This is a genomic window from Flagellimonas marina, from assembly GCF_042651185.1.
Classification (GTDB): domain Bacteria; phylum Bacteroidota; class Bacteroidia; order Flavobacteriales; family Flavobacteriaceae; genus Flagellimonas; species Flagellimonas marina.
Genome location: NZ_JBHSCL010000004.1, coordinates 822,372 through 845,513, shown reverse-complemented (window position 1 = coordinate 845,513; position 23,142 = coordinate 822,372). Strand labels below are relative to the sequence as shown.

At 41.7% G+C, this 23,142-nt stretch carries 21 protein-coding genes; 9 read left to right on the top strand and 12 right to left on the bottom strand.

Annotation, left to right across the window (positions count from 1 at the left end; genetic code table 11):
- The first annotated feature begins 73 nt into the window (after nucleotides 1-73).
- From ACFOWS_RS07370 to ACFOWS_RS07360, 3 genes are read left to right on the top strand one after another with little or no spacing between them, the layout of a single operon-like run.
- A complete protein-coding gene (locus ACFOWS_RS07370) occupies nucleotides 74-2,482 on the top strand; it encodes a TonB-dependent receptor (RefSeq protein ID WP_379763282.1) in 2,409 nt (802 codons plus the stop codon).
- Between the two features lie 3 nt (nucleotides 2,483-2,485).
- On the top strand, nucleotides 2,486-3,379 hold the full coding sequence (locus ACFOWS_RS07365; protein ID WP_379763281.1) for a DUF4249 family protein: 894 nt from the start codon (nucleotides 2,486-2,488) through the stop codon (nucleotides 3,377-3,379).
- 7 nt (nucleotides 3,380-3,386) lie between these two features.
- Nucleotides 3,387-4,232, top strand: coding sequence for a DUF4249 family protein (locus tag ACFOWS_RS07360; RefSeq protein ID WP_379763280.1), 846 nt, complete (start codon nucleotides 3,387-3,389; stop codon nucleotides 4,230-4,232).
- 10 nt (nucleotides 4,233-4,242) lie between these two features.
- Here ACFOWS_RS07360 and ACFOWS_RS07355 read toward each other — a convergent pair whose 3' ends face one another.
- The gene (locus ACFOWS_RS07355; RefSeq protein ID WP_379763278.1) at nucleotides 4,243-5,562 is read right to left on the bottom strand and encodes a GntP family permease; all 1,320 of its coding nucleotides are present in this window, start codon (nucleotides 5,560-5,562) and stop codon (nucleotides 4,243-4,245) included.
- A 56-nt stretch (nucleotides 5,563-5,618) separates the two neighbouring features.
- On the opposite strand from ACFOWS_RS07355, the gene ACFOWS_RS07350 reads away from it, so the two are divergent.
- Nucleotides 5,619-5,858 carry a DUF6095 family protein gene (locus tag ACFOWS_RS07350; protein WP_379763277.1) on the top strand — a complete coding sequence of 80 codons (240 nt, stop codon included), beginning with the start codon at nucleotides 5,619-5,621 and terminating at the stop codon, nucleotides 5,856-5,858.
- On the opposite strand, the gene ACFOWS_RS07345 is transcribed toward ACFOWS_RS07350, so the two are convergent.
- Nucleotides 5,855-6,559: a DUF4294 domain-containing protein gene (locus ACFOWS_RS07345; RefSeq protein ID WP_379763276.1), complete on the bottom strand. Its 705-nt coding sequence runs from the start codon at nucleotides 6,557-6,559 to the stop codon at nucleotides 5,855-5,857. The two genes, ACFOWS_RS07350 and ACFOWS_RS07345, sit on opposite strands and share 4 nt — an antisense overlap.
- Before the next feature lie 102 nt (nucleotides 6,560-6,661).
- Here ACFOWS_RS07345 and ACFOWS_RS07340 point away from each other — a divergent pair, with 102 nt between their 5' ends.
- Together ACFOWS_RS07340 and ACFOWS_RS07335 are read left to right on the top strand one after the other, a co-directional pair.
- Nucleotides 6,662-7,750, top strand: coding sequence for a M42 family metallopeptidase (locus ACFOWS_RS07340; protein WP_366589770.1), 1,089 nt, complete (start codon nucleotides 6,662-6,664; stop codon nucleotides 7,748-7,750).
- Nucleotides 7,751-8,223: 473 nt separating this feature from the next.
- Nucleotides 8,224-8,772, top strand: a complete 549-nt coding sequence (locus ACFOWS_RS07335; protein ID WP_379763275.1) for an NUDIX hydrolase — start codon at nucleotides 8,224-8,226, stop codon at nucleotides 8,770-8,772.
- Here the strand turns inward: ACFOWS_RS07335 and hisS are convergent.
- Nucleotides 8,756-10,144: a histidine--tRNA ligase gene (hisS, locus tag ACFOWS_RS07330; protein WP_379763274.1), complete on the bottom strand. Its 1,389-nt coding sequence runs from the start codon at nucleotides 10,142-10,144 to the stop codon at nucleotides 8,756-8,758. The two genes, ACFOWS_RS07335 and hisS, sit on opposite strands and share 17 nt — an antisense overlap.
- Nucleotides 10,145-10,706: 562 nt before the next feature.
- Between hisS and ACFOWS_RS07325 the strand changes: the two genes are divergently transcribed.
- Nucleotides 10,707-11,417 (top strand): collagen-like triple helix repeat-containing protein, encoded by a 711-nt coding sequence (locus tag ACFOWS_RS07325; RefSeq protein WP_379763273.1) that lies wholly within the window; start codon nucleotides 10,707-10,709, stop codon nucleotides 11,415-11,417.
- 332 nt (nucleotides 11,418-11,749) lie between these two features.
- Here ACFOWS_RS07325 and ACFOWS_RS07320 read toward each other — a convergent pair whose 3' ends face one another.
- Both ACFOWS_RS07320 and ACFOWS_RS07315 read right to left on the bottom strand, forming a co-directional pair.
- A complete protein-coding gene (locus tag ACFOWS_RS07320; RefSeq protein WP_379763272.1) occupies nucleotides 11,750-12,220 on the bottom strand; it encodes a DUF6495 family protein in 471 nt (156 codons plus the stop codon).
- Nucleotides 12,221-12,279: 59 nt separating this feature from the next.
- Nucleotides 12,280-15,411 carry a TonB-dependent receptor gene (locus tag ACFOWS_RS07315; protein WP_379763271.1) on the bottom strand — a complete coding sequence of 1,044 codons (3,132 nt, stop codon included), beginning with the start codon at nucleotides 15,409-15,411 and terminating at the stop codon, nucleotides 12,280-12,282.
- Nucleotides 15,412-15,781: 370 nt separating this feature from the next.
- Between ACFOWS_RS07315 and ACFOWS_RS07310 the strand changes: the two genes are divergently transcribed.
- Nucleotides 15,782-16,243, top strand: coding sequence for a DUF4168 domain-containing protein (locus ACFOWS_RS07310; RefSeq protein ID WP_379763270.1), 462 nt, complete (start codon nucleotides 15,782-15,784; stop codon nucleotides 16,241-16,243).
- An 84-nt stretch (nucleotides 16,244-16,327) separates the two neighbouring features.
- Here the strand turns inward: ACFOWS_RS07310 and rplI are convergent, their stop codons facing one another.
- The 3 genes from rplI to rpsF are packed head-to-tail and all read right to left on the bottom strand — an operon-like array spanning nucleotide 16,328 to nucleotide 17,431.
- The gene (rplI, locus tag ACFOWS_RS07305) at nucleotides 16,328-16,777 is read right to left on the bottom strand and encodes a 50S ribosomal protein L9 (RefSeq protein ID WP_366589789.1); all 450 of its coding nucleotides are present in this window, start codon (nucleotides 16,775-16,777) and stop codon (nucleotides 16,328-16,330) included.
- A gap of 14 nt (nucleotides 16,778-16,791) precedes the next feature.
- The gene (gene rpsR, locus ACFOWS_RS07300; protein ID WP_014031368.1) at nucleotides 16,792-17,088 is read right to left on the bottom strand and encodes a 30S ribosomal protein S18; all 297 of its coding nucleotides are present in this window, start codon (nucleotides 17,086-17,088) and stop codon (nucleotides 16,792-16,794) included.
- A 4-nt stretch (nucleotides 17,089-17,092) separates the two neighbouring features.
- Nucleotides 17,093-17,431, bottom strand: coding sequence for a 30S ribosomal protein S6 (gene rpsF / locus ACFOWS_RS07295; protein WP_067036297.1), 339 nt, complete (start codon nucleotides 17,429-17,431; stop codon nucleotides 17,093-17,095).
- Nucleotides 17,432-17,666: 235 nt separating this feature from the next.
- Between rpsF and ACFOWS_RS07290 the strand changes: the two genes are divergently transcribed.
- Nucleotides 17,667-18,359 carry a LytR/AlgR family response regulator transcription factor gene (locus tag ACFOWS_RS07290; RefSeq protein WP_366589791.1) on the top strand — a complete coding sequence of 231 codons (693 nt, stop codon included), beginning with the start codon at nucleotides 17,667-17,669 and terminating at the stop codon, nucleotides 18,357-18,359.
- Nucleotides 18,360-18,362: 3 nt separating this feature from the next.
- Here ACFOWS_RS07290 and priA read toward each other — a convergent pair whose 3' ends face one another.
- From priA to nadC, 4 genes are read right to left on the bottom strand one after another with little or no spacing between them, the layout of a single operon-like run.
- The gene (priA, locus tag ACFOWS_RS07285) at nucleotides 18,363-20,819 is read right to left on the bottom strand and encodes a replication restart helicase PriA (RefSeq protein WP_379763269.1); all 2,457 of its coding nucleotides are present in this window, start codon (nucleotides 20,817-20,819) and stop codon (nucleotides 18,363-18,365) included.
- Nucleotides 20,820-20,821: 2 nt separating this feature from the next.
- On the bottom strand, nucleotides 20,822-21,271 hold the full coding sequence (locus ACFOWS_RS07280) for a DUF2147 domain-containing protein (RefSeq protein WP_379763268.1): 450 nt from the start codon (nucleotides 21,269-21,271) through the stop codon (nucleotides 20,822-20,824).
- Complete coding sequence (locus tag ACFOWS_RS07275) at nucleotides 21,246-22,226, bottom strand: YihY/virulence factor BrkB family protein (RefSeq protein WP_366589799.1); 981 nt, start codon at nucleotides 22,224-22,226, stop codon at nucleotides 21,246-21,248. The genes ACFOWS_RS07280 and ACFOWS_RS07275 overlap by 26 nt, the downstream gene beginning before the upstream one ends.
- Entirely contained in the window at nucleotides 22,226-23,083 is an 858-nt protein-coding gene (gene nadC / locus ACFOWS_RS07270) for a carboxylating nicotinate-nucleotide diphosphorylase (RefSeq protein WP_379763267.1), read from the bottom strand. Before nadC ends, ACFOWS_RS07275 begins: the two co-directional genes overlap by 1 nt.
- Between the last annotated feature and the right edge of the window lie 59 nt (nucleotides 23,084-23,142).

The window sequence follows — 23,142 nt, the reverse complement described above, 5'->3', positions numbered from 1 at the left end:
TAAAATTTTGTGCTGGGGCTATTTAGGTTTTCCCACTCAATATTTAATGTGTATTTTTAGGAAAATCTAAAAAATGCCGAATAGACATTTTGTCCTCAGCCTTGGCCTACTCCTTTTCGGTGTTTTTGCCCAAGCCCAACAAAAGTTTACGCTTAGTGGCACCATTTCTGAAGCCAATAGTAATGAAACCTTGATAGGCGTCACTATTGCATTTCCCGAACTCAAAACAGGTGTTACCACAAATGAATATGGTTTTTATTCCATCACCCTTCCTGAAGGGGAATATACCCTAGTGGTCAGCTATTTGGGTTTTCAGGATATTCGCGAGATCATCAACCTAAATTCCAATATCAAACGGGATTTTAACTTGTTGGAAGAAGCCGAAGAACTCGAAGAGGTTGTGGTTACCGATGATGTGGAACGGTTGGATATCCGCAAACCACAGATGAGCGTCAACACCCTGGCCGTGCAGACCATCAAACAAATTCCTGTGGTGCTTGGAGAAGCAGATGTTATAAAATCTCTCCTGCTTTTACCAGGAGTCTCCAATGCCGGTGAAGCTTCATCTGGATTCAATGTACGGGGTGGCGCAGCGGACCAAAACCTCATTCTATTGGATGAGGCCACCGTTTTTAACACATCCCACTTATTTGGTTTTTTCTCGGTCTTCAACCCAGATGCCATTAAGGATGTAAAGCTATTTAAGGGCGGTATTCCAGCACGGTACGGTGGAAGGGTTTCCTCTGTACTCGAAATCTTTCAAAAAGAAGGAAACAGCAAAGATTTTAAGGTAAACGGGGGCATTGGTGCCGTAGCCAGTAGATTATTGCTGGAAGGACCCATTCAAAAAGACAGAACCGCTTTTTTGGTAGGGGGAAGAGCTTCTTATGCCCATTTATTCCTTCCACTTTTTGATGTCGACAATAAGGCATATTTCTATGATCTGAATGCCAAGATCAACCATAAGATCAATGATAGGAACAACATTTTTCTTTCAGGATATTTTGGACGTGACCTGTTCAGCATTAGTGATAGGTTTGTAAATACTTATGGGAACGCTGTTGGGAATTTTCGCTGGAACCATTTGTTTTCTGATAGGTTGTTCTCGAACCTGTCCATTATCTATTCCGATTATTATTATGGCTTAGAGCTTGATTTTGTGGGATTTGAATGGGATTCAGGCATCCAAAACTTCAACCTAAAGTACGATCTTAAACATTACATCAATGACAAGCTTCAACTCAATTACGGATTAAACAACACCTACTATGTGTTCAATCCAGGACGGATTAAACCGAATAGCCCCGATTCTGGCATTGTGGAAGAACAAATCACCAAGAAATACGCCAATGAAAATGCCATTTATATCGATATCGAACACCAAATCACCGAAAACCTTAGCATGCAATATGGGTTACGGGCAAGTCAGTTTAACCGATTGGGACAGGATGAGTTCTACGTATATGAAAATAACAATCCAGTTGTGTTTGACCCTTTTACGCTCGTTTACCAAGAGGCCACGCCGATAGACACTATCAACCCAGGAAGAGGTGGTACCCTAAAGAAATTTTTCAACCTAGAACCAAGGATTTCCGCTTCGTATAATTTTAAGGGTAAAAGTTCCATCAAGGCCAGTTATACGCGCTTGGCTCAGTATCTTCATTTGCTATCCAATACCAGTTCGCCTACGCCCTTGGATGTTTGGACTCCCAGTGGTCCTTTTGTGGATCCACAATTGTTAGATCAATTTGCCGTGGGCTATTTTAGAAATATCAAAGATGGTGACTACAGTTTTGAAACCGAAGCTTTTTATAAGGATATCCAGAACAGAATAGACTACATTGATGGCGCAAATCTTATTGCCAACAAAGCCATTGAACGGGTCATATTAAACGGTGAAGCTCGCGCTTACGGGCTTGAGTTTTTGATTCGAAAGAATGAAGGACGATTGACCGGATGGCTGGCCTATACGTGGTCAAAATCAGAACAAAGAACCCCTCCAAGAGATCTTAGGGCCCTCGGAATTGATACTGGTCGCTCTGATTTGGAGACAGGAATCAATCAAGGTCAATGGTACAGCACACCTTATGATAAAAGGCACGACCTTTCCGTTTATGCAAGCTATAACCTCAATAAGAAATGGAACTTTAATGCCAATTTCATTTATCAAACCGGACAACCTACCAACTATCCGGTTGGGCAATTTGAGTTCGAAGGACTGACAGTACCCTACTACGGGCTTCGCAACAAAGAGCGACTTCCTGACTACCATCGACTGGACGTATCGGCCATATTGACCCCAAAAAGAAATGAGCGTAAAAAAGTAAAGTCCGAATGGGTGTTCAGTATTTACAATCTTTATAGCAGAAGAAATGCAGCTTCCATTAACTTTAGGGAGAACGAGGACACGGGGCGAAACGAAGCGATTCGAACTTCGATATTTGGCATAATTCCAGCAGTAACCTATAATTTTAGATTCTAGCGCATGAAAAAAGTAGTCGTCATTATAGGGGCTTTTTTAATATTCACTTCATGTGAAGATGTTGTGGATGTTGACCTACCAGAAACTGAGCCACGGCTTATTGTTGATGGACTTTTGCGGGTAGACAAAAGCCAAGAGTTCATTGATGTTAGGATAGCCATGCGGGAAACCAGCAATTTTTTTGAAGATAACCCGCCCACGCAAGCAGAAAGTGCCGTAATTGCCTATGGCATTCCCAATGAGTTTGGAGAATTTGATAGTTTAGCATTCTCCTCTCTCGCCGAGGAAGAACCTGGTACCGGAATTTATGTCCCAGACCCCAACTTCTCATCGGACCAGCGCATAAGGACACAAAGTGCTGAACCGGGAACCGTTTTTATATTGCAGATTTCCCATAGGGACAAATCTTATTTCGCCCAAACCGAATATGCACCCACAGTTCCCATTGATAATTTGGAACAAGGTGATGACATCCTTTTTAACGAAGACGAAACCGAAGTAATTGTCACTTTAACAGATAATCCCGACCACACCAATTTCTATGTTTTTGATTTTGGTTTCGGCAATTTTCAAGCATTGGATGATAGGTTTTTTATGGGGCAACAATTTGCGTTCTCCTACTTCTACGACAATGAACTTGAACCGGGTCAACAGATAAGGGTAAGCATCTTGGGAGCTGATCAAGATTTTCATAATTACATTGATCTATTGGTAGAACAGACTATGAACAATGGCGGTGTTTTTGAAACGCCAGTGGCCACTGTTCGGGGAAATGTATTTGATATTACTGGACTAGACAACATTGATATTTTCGATAACGTAGAGCGACCCAACGACTATGCTTTGGGTTATTTTGCAGTGGTACAGGAGTTTTCAAGAAACCTAACCATTCAATAAACAACTTTTGCGAAACCATCGGTTCAAATATCTGGTAATCTGTAGTACCTTTTTCTTTTGGGGATGCGAGGATGTTGTTGAGGTAGAGGTTCCACAAGAAGACCCTAGACTTATCGTAAATGCCCTGGTGCGTGTCAACCCCAATTCAGACTTTGTAACCCTACGGGTTAAAGTTAGTCTAACTAACTCCTTCTTCGGTGAAGTACCCGTGACCAATTTGGAACAGATTACATTAGCCGGTGCTGTTCTAGTTGATTATGATAACCCCGGTTCTGGGGTTTATGAAGCTATTCGTTCCCGTGATTATATGGAAAGCCTGGAAGGCGAGGAAATTTTGCTTCAAATTACATGGGAAGACAAACGCTACTACGCCAGTACAACCTATATACCTACTGTACCCATTGACGCTATTGAAATTGGTGACGAAACATTGTTCAACGAGGATGAGACTGAGGTTATCATAACATTTACAGACAATCCGGATAGGACCAACTATTATGTGTTCGATATGGGATTTGGGAATTTCGTTACCGCGGATGATCAATTTATTCAAGGCCAACAATTTAAGTTTTCCTACTTCTACGAACAAAAATTTGAGCCAGGCCAGGAGCTTACCATCAGTTTATTGGGTGCAGACCAGTCATTTTACAATTATATGAACCTACTCATTGAACAAACTGAAGATAATTTTGGGGTGTTCGAAACTCCGGTGGCTACAGTTCGGGGAAACATATTTGATGTAACAGAATTGGATAATATCGACTTCTTTGACAATGTCAACATTCCCAATGAATTTGCGCTGGGCTATTTCGCAGTGGTACAAGAATATTCCCAGAGCATCACCATTGAATAAGCTTTCGTCCTTACATCACAAAATACAATACCAAAATCATTAAAATGCCCGTAATACCCTGTACCAAGGTTCCCAAGGTGTGGCCCCTCAGTGCAGTTTTTACATTGATGTTGGAAAACTGGGATACCACCCAAAAATAACTGTCGTTGATATGGGAAACCGTCATGGCTCCTGCTCCAACAGCCAAAACGGCCAGTGCCTTGTCGGTTATGGACAATAATCCAAATGTTTCCAATAAGGGAGCTATTATGGCCGAAGTAGTAATGATAGCGACTGTGGAAGAACCTTGGGCGGTTTTCAAGACGGCTGCAATTACAAAAGCTATCAAAAGGCCACCTACCCCAGAACCCGATTCCAAATTGATGAGAGAGGCCACATCAATAGTCCGTAAAATAGCGCCAAAAGCACCACCTGCCCCCGTAATCAAAACAATGGCACCCGCCTGTTTGAAGGCCTCCGCCACCCACCCTTGTTTTTCTTTAGAGGGAAAGCTTCTACCAAGGGAAAAAGCGAAAAACACCCCAACCAGTAACGCAATAATGGGACTTCCCAGAAAATCAAATAGCATAAATAACCAACCCTCTCCTAAGGGATAGGTTGGGTAATTGACGAGGGATTTCATGGCTATCAAAATAATGGGAACCAGTAAGGGTAGAAAAGCTTGGAACGGTTTAACCGTAGATTGGACCTCATCCTTTTCTTGCATGGCTTCGGTGGTTTCATCCTCTTTGAGGGATTTTCCAATAAATCGTGCCCAAAAATACCCCGAGATAGATACCGGTATGGCCACCAAAAGCCCCAAGGTCATTACCACACCTAAATCAGCTTCCATAATGGCTGCAGCAGCCAAAGGTCCGGGTGTGGGTGGCACAAACACATGGGCTGAGTACAACCCCGTGGCCAACGCAATGGCAAAAACTGTGGCCGGAATACCCGTTTTTTTACTGATAGCCTTGTTCAAGGAGGAAAGGATAATAAACCCAGAGTCACAATATACAGGAATAGAGATTACAAATCCCGCTAAATTTATGGCCAAAGGGGAACGCCTTAAACCGATTAGCTTTAAAATGCTATTGGCCAAGACCTGGGTACTTCCTGTTTTCTCCAAATAGATGCCAATGACGGTTCCAAAAGCAATGACCAAACCTATTCCAGATAGCGTTTTTCCAAACCCTTCTGAAATAGTGGTCATAATATCTTTGGGAGTAAGTCCCAGTAGAAATCCTGATGCTACAGCTGCCAATGTCAAGGAAAAAACAGGGTGCATTTTAAACTTTACCGTTGCCACGATAATAAAAAGCACCACCACGCCCAAAACGAGTAGTTCCATGGTCAATTTTTATACGATACCCGCTAAATATAAGCTAATATTCCTACTTTGGTCCCATGAAGCGAACAGACAAGGAACTTTTGGTAAAAGGTTTAAAATCGTTTGGCTACACGGTGGCCGCCATGTTTTTAGGTCCATTTTTAATCTACCAAGCCTTTAGAAATGAAGATAACCCTCTTTTCATTCCTGTATTGATTTTGGGAATTCTGTTTGGTGGATTGGCCATTTATTTAGGATTCCGGTCCGTAAACATTGTCATGGATGCGGTATTTGGCAAGAAGAAATCCAAGAACTAGTTCTTCGACTCCGAAGAAGCATTTTTCCACTTATTGCTCAACTGGGCATAATCGTAATCCAATACCGATTCTTGTCGTTCCAACCGATTGGCTGCAAAGGCACGCTGTAGAATATCCTCAATCAAGTAGTCTTCATGTATGCTTTCTGGATGAAATTCTTCCTTAAGGCTTATTTTGAACAAGCTGGCTGTGGTATTGTACCAAAAAGCACGCCACCCACTCCGAAGTTCTTTTACCAAATCAAATGCGGTAGTTCCTGTTTGACGGTATATCAACTTCACTAAAATCTGACCTTCGGTGCGTGTGAGTTTTTTGAGCTCTTCAGAAAATTCCTCTTCAATGAATTTTTGAACTTTCTTGGTATATTTTCTTTGGTGCCGTCGTTTTTTAATATGCTTCAGACTATCGTTGAGTTCAACCAATCGTTCAGCAGCCAATTTAGCGTAGGGGTATACTTTCAACGTCTTTCTTTTAAGGATAAGGTACCGAATTCTTTCATCTCGGTTGGCAAATTCCAATCTACCAAAAAGATAGACTTCTTCCAATTCAATGGAACTATGTAGAATGGAATCCCCCTCAAAACGGACATAATAATCCGCAATGGAATCGTTTGGATTTACAACAGAATCATTTTCAATCTCCTGCGAAAATCCAATGGCCTGAAATACCAAAAAACCAACAAGAAAAATTGTGCTTCGCATTTGTTCCATTTCTCAAAAGTCTTGCCAAAAGTAAGGATAAAGCTAAGATTTGGTTATTAAATAAAAGTGAATATTAGTATGTTTGTGGACTAAATCAATCACATGGCAGCAGGAAAAATTATCAATGACAAATCGCTTACGTTTCTTGAAAAATACTTAAACAATGCCTCTCCTACAGGTTATGAATGGGAAGGGCAAAAAATTTGGATGGAGTACCTAAAACCGTACGTAGATGATTTCATTACGGATACCTACGGGACCGCGGTTGCTGTTATCAATCCTGATGCAAAATACAGAGTGGTCATCGAAGGCCATTCCGATGAGATTTCTTGGTATGTCAACTATATTACTGATAATGGACTGCTCTATGTCATAAGAAATGGAGGTAGCGATCATCAAATTGCGCCGTCTAAATGGGTGAATATCCATACCAAAAATGGCATTGTGAAGGGAGTTTTCGGGTGGCCAGCCATCCATACCCGGGACAAGGCCAAGGAGGAAACCCCGAAAATTGAGAATATTTTTATTGATATAGGTGCCAAAGACAAGGAAGAAGTGGAAAAAATGGGCGTTCATGTGGGGTGTGTTATCACCTACCCCGATGAATTCCACATCTTGAACAAAGACAAATTTGTTTGCCGTGCGTTGGACAACCGTGTTGGTGGCTTTATGATTGCCGAAGTGGCCCGTCTGCTACACGAGAACAAACAAAAGCTGCCTTTTGGACTGTACATTACCAATTCTGTGCAGGAAGAAATTGGATTGCGTGGTGCCGAAATGATTACCCAGACCATTAAGCCCAATGTAGCCATTGTTACCGATGTGTGCCATGATACCACTACCCCTATGATTGATAAAAAGAAAGAAGGGGAAACCATGATTGGTTCTGGCCCAGTGGTGTCTTATGCCCCGGCGGTACAGAACAAGCTTCGGGAACGTATTTTGGAAACTGCGGAAGCTAAAAAGATACCCTTCCAGCGATTGGCGGCTTCCCGCTATACCGGAACGGATACCGATGCATTTGCCTATAGCAATGGTGGTGTAGCCTCTGCATTGATTTCATTGCCATTGCGTTATATGCATACTACAGTAGAAATGGTTCATAAAGACGATGTGGAAAATGTTATCCGTTTAATTTATGAAACCCTATTGACCATCAAAGATGGTGAGACCTTTAGTTATTTTGATTAACGCTGAGGTCAGTTCGAGTTTGGTATAGGGCTTAATGCATATCTCGACTGCGCTCGATGTGATTAAATTCAAATTATATTGTCATTTCGAACAAACGTGAGAAATCTCACCCTTAGATTTCTCAATCGATACGCCGTATCTCATTTCGAAATGACAAGGCTTAATACCTATGTGATTCTGAATGAAGTTCAGGGTGACGTATATGTCATTTCGAGTGGGATTCCGAAGGAATTTTGCCTGCCTGCCGTAGGCAGGTGTCGAGAACTGGCAATTTTGAAAACGCAACCTATTCTCGATACAATTTTTCTTTATTTCATTTCGAAAAACCACTCGAATTGACGCAATTGAAAATCTGGCGTCATAATGAATTGCTGCTTATCGGTAAGCAAAGTATTTCAGCATCTCATATCTATTTTTCTAAATTAATGCGACCCTGAATCAAGTTCAGGGTGACGAATTCTTATTTTTGTGCCATGGAGGAACGGGTAGACATTTTGGACGACCATGGAAAACCAACAGGGAAATCCTGTTTAAAATCCGAAGCGCACCTAAAAGGACTTTTTCACCCTACCGTTCATGTTTGGCTCTACACCAAAGATGGTAGAATTCTCATTCAGCAGCGTGGAAAGCACAAGGAGACCCATCCATCCCTTTGGGATGTGTCAGTGGCAGGACATGTAGCATCTGGAGAGAATGTAAAAACGGCTGCAATACGCGAAGTTGAAGAAGAGGTTGGTCTTGCTATTTCTGAAAGGGATTTGGAACCTATCAGAACATTCAAAGCCATTCATAAAATTTCCGAAGATTTTACCGATGCTGAATTCCATCATGTTTTTCTGTGTGAATTAAAAGAACCCTTGAACCATCTAACTAAACAAGACAGTGAAGTGGATGCCTTGGATTTGGTTCCCCTACTCCAATTTGCTGAAGAAACCTGGGGTATGGCCAACACGGGGAAATATGTCCCCCACGGCACACCTTACTACAAAACCATCGTAAAGGAAATTAAAGGGCGGCTTTAACCGATTCAACAAACTGCTCTGCCTCATCCAATTTGTAGGCCTTTTGCTCACCAGTTTTCATGTTTTTTGCCACAAAATTACCTTCAGTAAGTTCTTGCTCTCCTAAAAGAATCACATAGGGAACCCCTCGCTTATCCGCATATTTAAACTGCTTTTGCACTTTAGTATCCGTAGGATACAAATCGGCCCGTAGTCCTAATTTCCTCAAGGAGGATACCAATTGCAGCCCGGCAAGGCCTTCTCTTTTTCCAAAATTGAGGCAGAGTACATCCAAGTAAGTATCCAAAGTATCGGGAAACAGGTTCAATTCTTCCAAAACCAAATAAATACGGTCCAACCCAAAGGAAATTCCAACACCGCTTACATCCTTCAACCCGAAAATCCCAGTAAGGTCATCGTAACGTCCACCGCCACCAATGGACCCCATACTGACGCCCTCTGGTGCCGCAACCTCAAAAATGGCCCCAGTGTAGTAGTTGAGGCCACGGGCCAAAGTAACATCTAGCTGAAGATTTGCTGATTGCAACCCAACAGCTTCTATGGTAGTGATGATTTCTTCCAGGTCGCCAACACCTTGGAGGCCTATTTCAGATTCGGACAGTAATGTTTTTAATTCATCTATTTGTTCAGATGCTGAGCCCGACATGGAAAACAGTGGTTGTGCTTTGATAATGGCGCTTTCGGATATCCCCTTTTCCAACATTTCGGCCTTAACCTTCTCCTCCCCTATTTTATCAAGTTTGTCCAAGGCCACGGTAAAATCTATCAAAAGATGTTTGGCTCCAATGACCTCTGCAATCCCGGAAAGAATTTTTCGGTTGTTGATTTTGATGGTAGTTCCCTTCAATCCCAAATCTGTAAAAACAGCATCGTACAGCTGTACAAATTCCACTTCCTGTAAGAGAGAGTTTGCTCCCACCACATCGGCATCGCATTGGTAAAACTCACGAAAACGTCCTTTTTGCGGCCTATCTGCTCGCCAAACCGGTTGAATCTGATAACGTTTAAAGGGAAAATCAATCTCATTCTGGTGCATCACCACGTAACGCGCAAAAGGTACGGTGAGATCATAGCGAAGCGCCTTCTCTGAAATTATCGGGGCCAGTGAAGCTGAATTTTTGGAGCTATAGGTCACATCATCAACCTTGGAGATGAAATCCCCAGAATTCAAAATCTTAAAAATCAAACGGTCCCCTTCATCCCCATATTTTCCCAACAAGGTTTCCGAATTTTCAAAAGAGGGTGTCTCAATAGGCTGGAAACCATGCTTTTCAAAATGTCTTTTTATGGCTTGAATGATGTAGTTACGTTTGGCCACCTCAGTAGGTGAAAAATCCCGGGTTCCCTTGGGTATGGATGGTTTCTGTGCCATGTAATCTTAAATTCTCGTGCAAATATACGGTTTTGGGTGATGGGTTAAAGGGTAAAAGGTTGAAGGGTTTATGGTTTCAGGTTTGTAGTTCAGAGCTCAGAGGTTGGAGTTTGGAGGTTGGAGTTTGGGGTTTCAAGTTCGGAGTTCAGAGTTAGGAGTTAGGTCATTTGTTGATAAGTTATTGGTTATTGGCTTTTATGATTTGCCCATCTTCTTTGTCTTGTTTCTTGGCTCTTGGGCTTTGATTTGGGATTTGGGATTTGGTGTTTGGTGATTCGTGATTTGTTATTCGGTTATTGAGTTATTGTCTCTTATTGTTTGTTCACCGTCTTTCGTCTTGGTTCTTGGACTTGAACTTGAAATTCTGTGTTTGTTGTTTTAAACTTAAAAAAATCATTCTCAAAATAAATTAACAAGAAAATTCCTTCTTAAATCTATCCGTTGTAAAAAATAGCTGTACGGTCAACCCAAAAGCCCCATTCGTCAATCAGGGTCAAATTCAACGTTTCACTCCCTCTACATTTGTGGCGTTCAGTAACAACAATTATAAATAATAAATATTATGAAACTACAAAGAATTTCTATGTTGGGCTGTATGGTAGCTACCATGGCCCTTATTGCATCTTGCTCCGGAGAAGACGGAGCTGTTGGGCCAGTTGGGCCTGCCGGACCCACAGGGCAAGTTGGACCTACCGGACCTACTGGGGATGCTGGAGCTGATAGTGCTGATGGTGCTGATGGCATCAATTGCTGGGACTTAAACGGTGATGGGGTAAACGACCCCGAAGAAGACATTAACGGTGATGAAGTGTTTGACGCTTTGGATTGCCAAGGTGAAGATGGAGAAGGTGGCCAAGGCACTACTGCGGAGCGAATTATTGTAGATACTTCGGACATCACCGGAGGTGAAAATCCAGTAGAACTTAATGTGCCTGAAATGACCCAAGAAGTGCTGGATACTCATGTTGTTTTGGCATATCTAAGTGATGGCACTGACTACTATTCTATCCCAGGAAGAGTAAATCTCTTAACCGAACATGAATTCTCAACATTTATAACTGAAGGCATATTGAGAATAAGAGAGTATACCGGTCAAGGATGGAACACTATTTTTACTGAGGTGCATATCATCCTCATCCCAACCACCACAGCTGAGCCTTCAGCACCCACTATTTCTAAATCTCCAGCAGAGGTTAAAGCTTCTTTAAAGTCTATAGGTGTGGACGCCAGTGATTACAAAGAAGTGGTGCGTTATTTTGGGTTAGACCAATAAAATTCTAGCATACACGCTAATCTTTATATCTATAATCAATTCAAGTGAGAAAGGGCTTCCGTTGGGGGCCTTTTCTTTTTTGGATGGCGGGTAAAAGGTTAAGAGTTAAAGATGTTTGGTCTATGTTCTTGATTCTTGGGTCTCTGTTCTTGGAATTTGGAATTTGGGTGCTGGGTGAAAAGTGAAAGCATAATGGGGAAGGTTAATAGGGAGCTGATCGTTTGGGATTTGGCATTTGTGATTTTTGAACTTCAACTTGAGCCTGGTCTTGTTTCTTGACTCTTGGTTCTTAAGTCTGTCTGGCATCTGAAATCTAAAATCTGACATCTGAACTACTCCATAATCTGCTCAAACCACTGGTAGAGCTCACCTTTGGTGATGACGGCGCCTTGCTTTATGATTTCAAACTTGTCCACATTCTTATCTTCGCCATAGGCTTTGGAGGCGGTAAGGTATTCCACAAAATCGGATTGAAAGTTGCGTTTGAACCAGTCAAAGCCCACTTTGGTGCGTAGGTCAATCTCTGGATTCATCACTTTTACAGAAAGAAGTTTCATTTCTTTATCCGTCAAGTGAAATAAGTGCATGTGTCGTTCCGACACATTTTCCAAATACTCTACTTTGGAGAGCACACCTTCCCAAATTAAATCACTGAACACATCGATTTCCTCTTCGGCCACTTCAGGTTTTTCCTTTTTAATGGTTTTCCACTCTTCTGCGGTAATGGATTGGGTCGCCAAAAAGTTGATAAACTCGGGATGTAGTTCCTCCAATTGCTCTTTAGAAAGTCTTTTGTATTTCATGGTGCAAAAATAAAAAAGGCCGCGCAATAGCGCGGCCTTTCCATAGTATTTCTGTTGTGCTAGTTAAAAATGTAACGCACTCCAAATTGCGCCTGCCATCTAGATAACAAGCTAGTGTCTGAACTAAAGGTTTCAGTCAAATTGGTATCAAATGTGTAGGTTGGGTTGTTGTTTTCATCCACAGTAACCCCCAAGACCTGTTGGTTAGTTGGGATTTCAATGACACCCCAATCCGAACTGATTAAATTGCCCACATTCAGTACATCCAAACTCAACTGCAAAGTGTTCTTGGGAGCTAATTTAATATCTTGAAGGATTTTAAGGTCCCAACGGCCTCGCCAAGGTGCCAGTGCCCCGTATCGCTCGGCATATTGCCCCCTATTTTCACTCAAATAATCATCTTGCTGAATGAAAGCTTCAAATGCCTCTGCTTGTCCAGCACCACTGAACGTCATTTGGTTTACCTCTGCCGCAGTGGGAATGTACAATAGATCATTGATACTAGAACCATCGCCATTTATGTCGCCTCCATATAAATAATTGTACCGTCCTCCTTGAGCATATTCAAAGAAAGTAGAGACGGTTGTCCCTGTCTTAAAGGCTTTGGAAATAACCCCCACAAATCGGTGGGTGTCCCCATATCTGGAAAATGACAACACATCATCATTGGCATTTGCAGAAATAGCATTGGCAACGAAGGCGTCACCTGTAATTTCTGCTTCAATGGAATTTACATCCTTGGAATTTAAATAGCTATAGGCCAAGCTTGCATATAGGCCATTATCCCATGTTTTCTGTCCCTTGAAAACGGCATTCCAAATTCTTCCTTGGTCTGAATTGGAAAAAACATAGGCATTGTTAATTAAATCGTCTGCTCCATATACCGGCCTATTGTCTACGCCTTGCAAGGTTTCCGAAGGAGATAGTAGACCCCAGTTTTGTACATGGGCACCGTTGATATCCTTTGTGTAGGACAGGTCTGCTGTCAAAATCACACCATTTTCCATTCGGTAATCGGTACCAAGACTACTTCGCCAAACTTGTGGCCATTTGAAATCTGGGTCAACCACTTGGTAAAAGAAAACATTAGGGTTGGCTATCTGGTTTCCTAGCCACACAAAGGGGAACCTCCCTGTAAAAATACCGGTTCCACCTCTTAGCTGAAAGGAGTTGTTTCCATGTACATCCCAGTTAAATCCAACTCTTGGCGAAATCAACCATTGGTCCGTTGGCATTTTTGTGGAGTCAAAAAATACCGTCTCACCATTATTGGGATTCACATAGGGAATATCTGGAACATATGCGGGTGCAACATCTATAACATCTTGCGCCTTTTCCGAAGAATCAAAATACAACGGCTTGTCAAATCGTATACCGTAGGTCAGTTTAAAGTTTTCAGTAGCATTCCATTCGTCCTGCATGTAAAAAGCCAATTGACCTACATTGGTCTCGGCCAAGGCCCATCCACCTGGGTTGCCTTCTCCTGCAGCATTAAGGGCATTGTCCGCTGCAATGGCAGCATTAAAAGCATCCTGATAAAATGCTACCAAACTTGCTTCATTGTTTGGATCTCTGAAATCTGCTATAGATCCCGTTGGGAAAAATACGCCCTGGGCTCCATAAGCTCCCAAGTTGAAGGAGTTGTCAAATTCAAATTTTTCAAAAGAGAATCCTACGGTGAAGGTATGGTCTCCCTTAAAAAAGTTGAGATTATTGGTCAATTGAAATACTTTTTGATCTAATCTATTATTGATGGAAAAGGGTTCATGCCCCGCAATGATATAGTTAGAACTTCCATTTTCATCTAACAAAGTGATGGTGGGCGCAGGGGTTGATTTCGGATTTCTGAAATCATCAAAATGGGTGTACCCCACCTGTAATTTATTGATGGCTTCATCGGAAAGTGTTGAATTCAGTTCCAATTGCACCGATTGAATCTTATTATTGATTTCGTATCCGGCATTTTCGAATTGAAGGGTGGTCAGGTTCGGGCCCCTAAAGCCCAATGCCGTTGGGTGCGCTGGCTTTTCCTTGGAAGCGTCCAAGAAATTATAGATTACCGCCAATCGATTGTTTTCGTTGATGTTCCAATCCAGTTTGAAGATTCCCTTTGTGGATTCTTGGTCAAAATTGAACCCTTCAAACCTTCCGGGATTATAAAATTGCCCGTCACCAATGGATACTTGACCCAAGATATTGGATACCAATTCAAAATCAGATGCTAAAACTCTGGACTCATTAATGCTTCCTGTTCCGCGATTGGGCACAAAACCGGCACTTCCCAAATCCGTACGATCATCTTTTTCAAAATTGGCAAAGAAGAACAATTTATTTTTTACTATGGGCCCTCCAATACTGATTCCGTATTGGGTTTGGCTCAAATCGGCCTTGAACACATCATCGCCCTTTATTTTACCTCCGGTAAGGTCTTCATTCCGATAAAAACCATAAACCGTTCCGTAAAATTCATTGGTTCCACTTTTGGTTACGGCGTTCACCGAAGCTCCTGTAAAACCGGATTGAGTAACATCGTAAGGTGCCGTAGTGACCTGAATCTGGTCAATGGCATCAATGGAAATGGGGTTGGCATCGGTCTGTCCACCGGGTTGGGCGGCATCCAATCCAAACGGGTTGTTGAAAATGGCCCCATCCAGAGAGAAATTATTGAACTGGTCATTTCGCCCTCCAAAAGACCCATTGCTAGCGGTAGGCTCCAAACGGGTAAAATCATTAGTGGACCTGGTGATTGTAGGCAATCGGGTGAGCTCTCTTCGACCCACACTGGTCTCCGCTCCCGTTCTATCACTGCCGAAAGTCCCTGATTGGTCGGAAACCACTACTACTTCATCCAATTGTTGGCTGTCAGAAACAAGCACCACATCTAGATTGAATGTTTTACCCAAGGTCAGGAAAATATCATTTTGGGTGTTGGTCTTGTAACCCACATATGATATGGTTACTTCATAAGGTCCACCCACCCTAAGGTTTAATAGATTGTAACGGCCTTCTTCGTTCGTTATAGATCCATAACGCGTTCCGGTTGGGGTGTGCACGGCCACCACATTGGCCCCAAGTAGTGGTTCTTGTTGGTCATCAAGCACGGTTCCCCGAATATTTGAGGTCGTAACTTGTGAGATTGCTGAGGTGAATACCATAAGAAACAGTATTCCCAAGGGTAAAATTTTCTTCATAGAGTTTTGAGTTAAAGTTCTTTGAGTGTCGGCAAGATAGACAAAAAAAAGAGCTATGCACGCATAGCTCTTAACAAGTTATTAACGAAGAAATAATGTTTATTTTGCTAGAAGTACGACATTAAAAAGGAAACTCTCACCAAGTCGCCGTAATGTCAGATAATAGCCTCCCAAGATTCTATCTTTTTAACGCTACTCCGTTAATTAGATAAGTTCAGGGTGCGAAGTGGCCTGATTTTTTGTTTAAAAAAGTTGTAAACAACAGAATCTTTTTCAATTTATATTAAGGTATAGTTAACAGTCCTATTTTGGGAAGCGCCTTAATTTATTGTAGTTTCGGAAAATAACATTTACACAAAACACGTATAGAATGAGATTTTTAAAGCTAGTTAAAACAATATTCGTTTGCCTTGTTACCATGGGAGTAAGCACCTTTTCATTGGTCAATGCCCAAGATCAGGTTGAAGTTACCGATGCCGAATTGAACAAGATTGCCTCCGCTTTCCAAGATATCCAAAAAGTAAACATGGAGGCGCAAGAAAAAGTAATGGAAACGGTTAAGGATAACGGCTTTGAGGTGGATAGATTCAATGAAATGTACCAGGCTTCAGCATCTCCAGAAAAATCAGTGGATGCCACTGACGATGAAAAACAAAGATTTGGCAAATTGATGAGCGAACTGCAACAAATGCAAGTTGGCTTCACTGAGCAAATCGAAGAAATCATCAGCAATGAAGGCATGAGTATTGAACGTTACCAAGCTATAGCCATGGCATTGCAGACTGATAGCGAACTACAGGGCCGCTTAAAAAGCAAACTCCAAGACCAATAAACTAAGCATACCAAGGATATCATAACAAAAAGAGCCATGCTTTGCATGGCTCTTTTTTAGTGCTGTAGTAAAGGCTTGTATTTATTATGCCTCAGCGATAACCTCAAAAGGAAATTCAACGATAACTTCGCGATGAAGTCTGATGATGGCCTCATACGGTCCTGTTCTTTTGATGGCACCTCCTTTTATATTGATAAATTTTCTATCAATTTGGTGTCCTTCTTTATCCAAAGCAGCAGCAAGGTCAATTGTAGTTACAGAACCAAACAATTTATCACCTGCACCAACTTTAGCTGGAATACGGATTTCCAATTGTTTAAGGGCTTCCGCTGTTTTATTGGCCTCATCAATGATTTTCTTCTCTTTGTGGGCTCTTTGTCTTAGGTTTTCCGCCAAAACCTTTTTGGCAGAAGGCGTGGCCAAGGTGGCCAATCCTTGAGGGATCAAAAAATTTCTGCCGTAACCGTTCTTTACGGAAACGATATCATCCTTAAATCCCAAATCCTGTACATCTTCTTTTAGAATAAGTTCCATTCTTCGGTATTTTTTTATTTCAACATATCGCCAACGTACGGCATTAACGCTAGGTGGCGTGCACGTTTAACCGCTTGTGCCACTTTTCTTTGATATTTCAGTGAAGTACCTGTAAGTCGTCTTGGAAGTAATTTTCCTTGCTCGTTTACCAACTTCATCAAGAAATCTGGGTCTTTGTAGTCGATATACTTTATTCCAGATTTTTTAAATCTACAATACTTCTTTTGCTTGCTGGTCTCAATGTTCAACGGGGTCAAATATCTGATTTCCCCGTCTTTCTTTGATTTTGCTTGTTGTTCAATAGATGCCATAACCCTATGCGTTAGCTTTTAATTTGGTTCTTCTTTTCTCTGCCCAAGCAATTGCGTGCTTGTCCAATTTGACGGTCAAAAAACGCATAACGCGCTCATCTCTTCTAAACTCCAACTCGTAAGGTCCAATGGCCTCACCGGGAGCGGTAAATTCAAACAAGTGGTAAAAGCCACTTTTCTTGTGCTGAATGGGATAGGCTAATTTTTTAAGTCCCCAATCTTCCTTGGAGACCATTTTGCCACCATTCTTAATCAAGAAATCCTCAAATTTCTTGACTGTTTCCTCTATCTGTGTTTCAGACAGAACGGGATTCAAAATGAAAACAGTTTCGTAATGGTTCATATATTATATTTTAAAGGAGCGCAAAATTAGCAATATTTCCTTCACCTTGCAAGAAAACCAAAAAAACTTCGTTTAAAGTACAAGAGTTATTAACAGAAATGAACCCTTTAAATCTACATAACGTATATGGTAATATACACAACAAAATAGACCATGTTTACATCTTTTGTTGCTCTTAAACGTCTTTTTTGTGTAATTTGCCGATGATTTAAAACCCTACAAATCACCCCATTCTATGAAATTAAAAAGTATAATTGTAGACGATTCTTCCATGCAGCGGATGGCCGTTGCTAAATTGGTCAACAATCATCCACATCTTGCTTTGGTTGCTGAGTACAGCAACGCCATTGAAGCCAAAAACGGCCTAAAGAACCACGAAGTCGATTTGATTTTCTTGGATGTTGAAATGCCCATCATCAGTGGGTTCGACCTTTTAGAGGCCCTAGAGAACCCACCACAGGTCATCCTTATTACAGGGAAACCTGATTACGCACTTAAAGCTTTTGACTACGACGTAACCGATTACCTTCACAAACCCATCACATTGGCCCGTTTTGAAGCCTCAGTAAAAAGAGCTGTGGCCAAATACGAACAGTTGAACCGTGTTGATGAAGATGAAGAGCACATTTTTGTAAAGAGCAACCTTAAAAAACGTAAGGTTATCTTAAACGACATTAAATGGATAGAGGCATTGGGAGATTACATTAAATTGGTTACTGATGAAGCCAATATTGTAATCCTTTCCACCATGAAATCTTTCGAAAAGCAATTGCCCGCCGAAAAATTTCTACGTATCCATAAATCTTATATTGTGAATCTGGAGAAGATTGAAAAGTTCAACAGTAAAAATGTTGAGGTAGGGGGCAGACAGATTCCTTTGAGTAGAAATAAAAAGACAGAATTGGCCGAAGCATTGGCCAACGTATAATAATTATATGTGGTCCACATTGTAGACCAGTCTTACACTTTTATACTTTGAAATAGCATTAAAGGATTTTTCAATTCTTTTAATGCTATTTTTTGTCTGCGCCAAGGATTGTTTCTTCGGAATCTTGATTAAAATGTTCTTTAAGTAATCCCTTCGGATGCGAGCCACGGGAGGGTATTCTGGCCCCAAGATTTGGTTCCCCAACACATTTCGCAGAGAATCGGCCATCCATTGGGCCGCCTCGTTCAATTTATTGAAATCCCTGTCCTTCAAGGTCACTTTAATGATACGTACCACCGGAGGATATTTAAACTGCTCCCGTTCATAGACCTGCTCCGCAAACATTTTGTCGTAATTATTCGTAGTGACCTGCTGCAATATTTGGTGATAGGGGTTGTAGGTCTGAATCAGCACCTTTCCCCTTTTTTGGGTACGCCCTGCTCTACCCGCTACCTGCGTCAACATTTGAAAACTGCGCTCATGGGCACGGTAATCCGGAAAATTGAGCATAGAATCTGCATTCATGATACCCACCAAACTCACATTTCTAAAGTCCAATCCCTTGGTTACCATCTGCGTTCCCACCAAAATATCCATCTCCTGATTTTCAAAAGCTGAAATGATTTTTTCATAGGCGTATTTTCCTCGGGTGGTGTCCAAATCCATCCGCCCAACCGAAATTTTGGGAAATAGTTGGTTGAGCTCTTCCTGAATCTGTTCTGTACCAAACCCTTTATTGTCCAAAGTAGCACTTCCGCAAGCCAAGCAAGCTTGCTGTAAAGCCATGTGATAGCCACAGTAATGGCAGCGCAACTGGTTTCTATGCTGATGGAAAGTCAAACTAACATCGCAGTTGGGGCATTGGGCCACGTGACCACAGGTAGTGCATTCCACCACCGGGGCAAACCCTCGTCTATTTTGAAAAAGAATCACCTGTTCCCCTTCTTCCAAAGCCTCTTCAATCGCCTTCAGCAAGATTTCTGAAAAATGACCTTTCATCCGTTTCTTTCGGGTAGCTTCCTTAATGTCGACCAAATTGATGTCCGGCATCAGCACATTTCCATAGCGATGTTGAATGGAGGCATATCCATATTTACCTTTCTTGGCGTTGTCCATACTTTCAATACTGGGCGTAGCTGAGCCCAAAACCACATCTGATTTATGCAGGGAAGCCAAGACAATGGCGGCATCACGGGCATGATATCTCGGTGCTGGGTCGAATTGTTTAAAAGAACTCTCATGCTCTTCATCCACAACCACCAAACCTAAGTTAGCGAATGGTAGGAACAATGATGAGCGCGCTCCAATGACAATTTGAGCCTTTTCGGCCTTCGTTAAAACATTATTCCAGACCTCTACCCTTTCATGAATGCTGTATTTTGAATGGTAAACCGATACTTTGTGTCCAAAATAGTGGCGAAGTCGGTTTATCAATTGTGAGGTCAATGCTATTTCAGGAAGCAGGTATAACGCCTGTTTACCTTCCTCCAAACATTGTTGGATCAGTTTTACATACACCTCGGTTTTTCCTGATGACGTTACGCCATGAAGTAAAACAGGCTTCTTCTGATTAAATCCGGCATAGATATCTTCCAAAGCTTTGGTCTGATGTTTATTTAACCCAATGTTTTCTGATGCTGATGATTCTTCTCGGTAATCTACCCGGTCTTTTCTGATGTGATATTCTTCCAGAATATTTTTATCAATCAATACCTTAATGACCGCCTTGGATGCACCACTTTCCTTTTCAAGATCATCAATGGGAATAGGTTTGTTGTTCTTGGCCCGTATTTGAAAAAGCGAAAGCACTACTTGACTTTGTTTGGGTGCTCGGGAAAGTTCGTTGAGCAAGACCTCCAGTTGTTCCTCATCATCATAGACATCGGAAAGCTTTACATACCGAACCAATTTGGGTTTGTATTGTTCGTAAAGTTCCTCCTTCTGGTTGACCACACCTTTTTGCACCAATCGGTTAACCACGGAGAGTACATGTTTCTTGTCAACAATGTCACTGATTTCTCCAATTTTAAGTGCGGTTTGATGCTGAAGTGCTTCGTAGACCAGAAACTCATCGTCTTTGAGTTCCATTTCATCAATTTCAACCTCTTTATTGGGCATCACCAAAGTTTCACTTTCCAATAAAAAAGCGCTGGGCAGGGCACTTCGGATTACTTCACCCAAAGTGCACATGTAATAATGGGCAATCCATTCCCAATGCTTCAACTGAACGGAATTAACCAAAGGCGTTTCATCTAAAATCTGATAAATTTCCTTGGCCTCATAGGCTGTTGGAGCATTCTGGTGGATTTGATACACCAAAGCAGTGTAAATCTTGGATTTGCCAAAGGGAACGGCCACCCGCATACCAGGCTGCAGAAAATCTGCCTCTTGTGGGGTAATGCTGTACGTAAAAAGGCGCTCCAATGGAATAGGCAGTACAACGTCCAGAAAACAATCCATATTTATTCCTCCTTAACTCGGTACCAAGTTTGCGTACGGTACAAAAACACTAAATACCCTCTTACCTTCAGCTGGTCTTCATTATCAGGGTCCAGCCACAACTTTCCTCTAAATTTTATGCCATTTTCCGGGTCCAACATCTCATTGCCCTTATATTCATCCTTGTCACTTTTTTTAAGGTCTTTAAAAATGTGCAAGCCCAATATAGGTTTGTCCTTGAATTCGTCGTCGCACTTTGAGCAAATCGCATCTTGTTTTCCCTCTTCCAGAATTTTTACGATTTTTCCCTGTAACAACCCATTTTCTTTGTATATCTGCACAATTGCCTTTTCTATTCCGCTTCGATCATCCACCGTTTTCCATTTTCCGACCACAGTTTGACCACTTGCCACCTGAATCAAAAAAAATGATATCGGCAGAAGCCACTTATTGCACTTCTTGGCGTTTTTCATGTTGTTTTTTTAATGAGTTTAGGGTTGCATTCAGTTCAAATCCCAGTAAAAGAATATTGGAATTTAACCAAATGAAAACCATTAAGATCAATAATCCCCCCAAAGCCCCGTAAAGTTCGTTGTACCTCGCAAATTTTTCAACATAAATTCCAAAAAGGTATGAGGTCAACAAGAACAGTAAGGTCGTCATCAATGCACCCGCCGAAAAGAATCGTGCTTTTCTACCTTCAGCTGTTCCAAAATAATAGAGAATTGCCGTGGTAAAATAAGAGAGGCACATAAAAAAGACCACCTTAGCAATTTGAATGCCCAGAGCATCTCCTTTTTCTACATCATAACCAAAGGTTTTTCCAAGGTATTCGCTCGTATATTCCACGATATAGAATTCGAAATACACAAAAACCACAGCCCCAACAATCAATAGAACGGAAAGAATCAATCCCACCATGAGGGCATAAGCATACTGACGGAAAAAATTCCGGGTCAACTCCACATGGTATGAATTTTCAAACCCTCCAAAAATGGCATTCACGCCATTGGCCATCAAAAAAATGGAAACCAAGAACGCCGATGACAGCAATCCACCTTGTTTTTGGTCTTTGATCTGTTGGTAAATATCCCCGAAGTAATCACCGGTGGCCGAAGGGAGAAATGATTCCAAAAAAGCCAAGAACTGGGCATCAAAATTTTCATTTCCCACACGGACCAACGGAATAAGAAAAGGAATCATCGTTACAAAAAAGATAAGCAATGGAAACAATGCCATGAATAAACTGAAAGCAATGGAACTGGCACGGGTGGAAAGTGCACCGCGCACGATTCCCAGAAGGTACATCTCTATTAAATCATATAGAGAGAGCCCCTCAAACGCTTTGAGTTTTACCTTTTTCATTAATCGGACCACCCAATTAATGACAGGTATCTTTTCCAACTGCTCTTCTATAACTTCGGACATTAAACAGCTTTTAAACTTAGATCCATATTGTGCACGGAATGTGTTAACGCCCCAGAGGAAATGTAATCCACACCACATTCTGCATATTTTCGGATGGTGTCTTCATTGATTCCGCCGGAAGATTCGGTCAGGCATTGGTCACCAATCATTTTGACAGCTTTTCTCGTGTCCTCGTAATTAAAATTGTCCAATAGAATCCTGTAAACACCTTTAGATTGAAGAATTTCCTCGACTTCATTCAGATTACGGGCTTCAACTATAATTTTTAAATCTTTTTTGTTTTCTTTCAAGTACTGTTGCGTTTTTTGAATGGCCTTGGTGATGCCCCCTGCAAAATCGATATGGTTGTCCTTGAGCATGATCATATCGTACAACGCGAAACGGTGGTTCTCCCCTCCTCCAATCTTTACGGCCCATTTCTCCAAGGCTCTAATTCCAGGCGTAGTCTTCCGCGTATCCAAAATCTTGGTCCCCGTTCCCGTCAAAAGGTCCACATATTGCTTGGTCTTGGTAGCGATAGCACTCATACGCTGCATGGCATTCAGTACTAATCGCTCAGCTTTTAGGATACTTTGCGAGTTTCCTTCCACATAAAAAACAATATCTCCGTATTTTACCGAACTACCATCGGTTATCAATTCATCAACCTGTAATTCAGGGTCAATATATTGGAACACTTGCTTTGCAAATACAACACCGGCAATAATGCCCTCATCTTTGACCAATAATTTTGCCTTTCCAGTTGCTGAATCAGGAATGCATGCCAAGGAGCTATGGTCGCCGTCTCCTACATCTTCTCGAATGGCGTTGGCAATAATTAAGTCAAGCTCTTTCTGAAATTGTGCTTCGGATATCATCCACTTGGGGTTTTAACGAAAATAATAAAAACATTGTTCCTTCTCCACGAATCCCATAG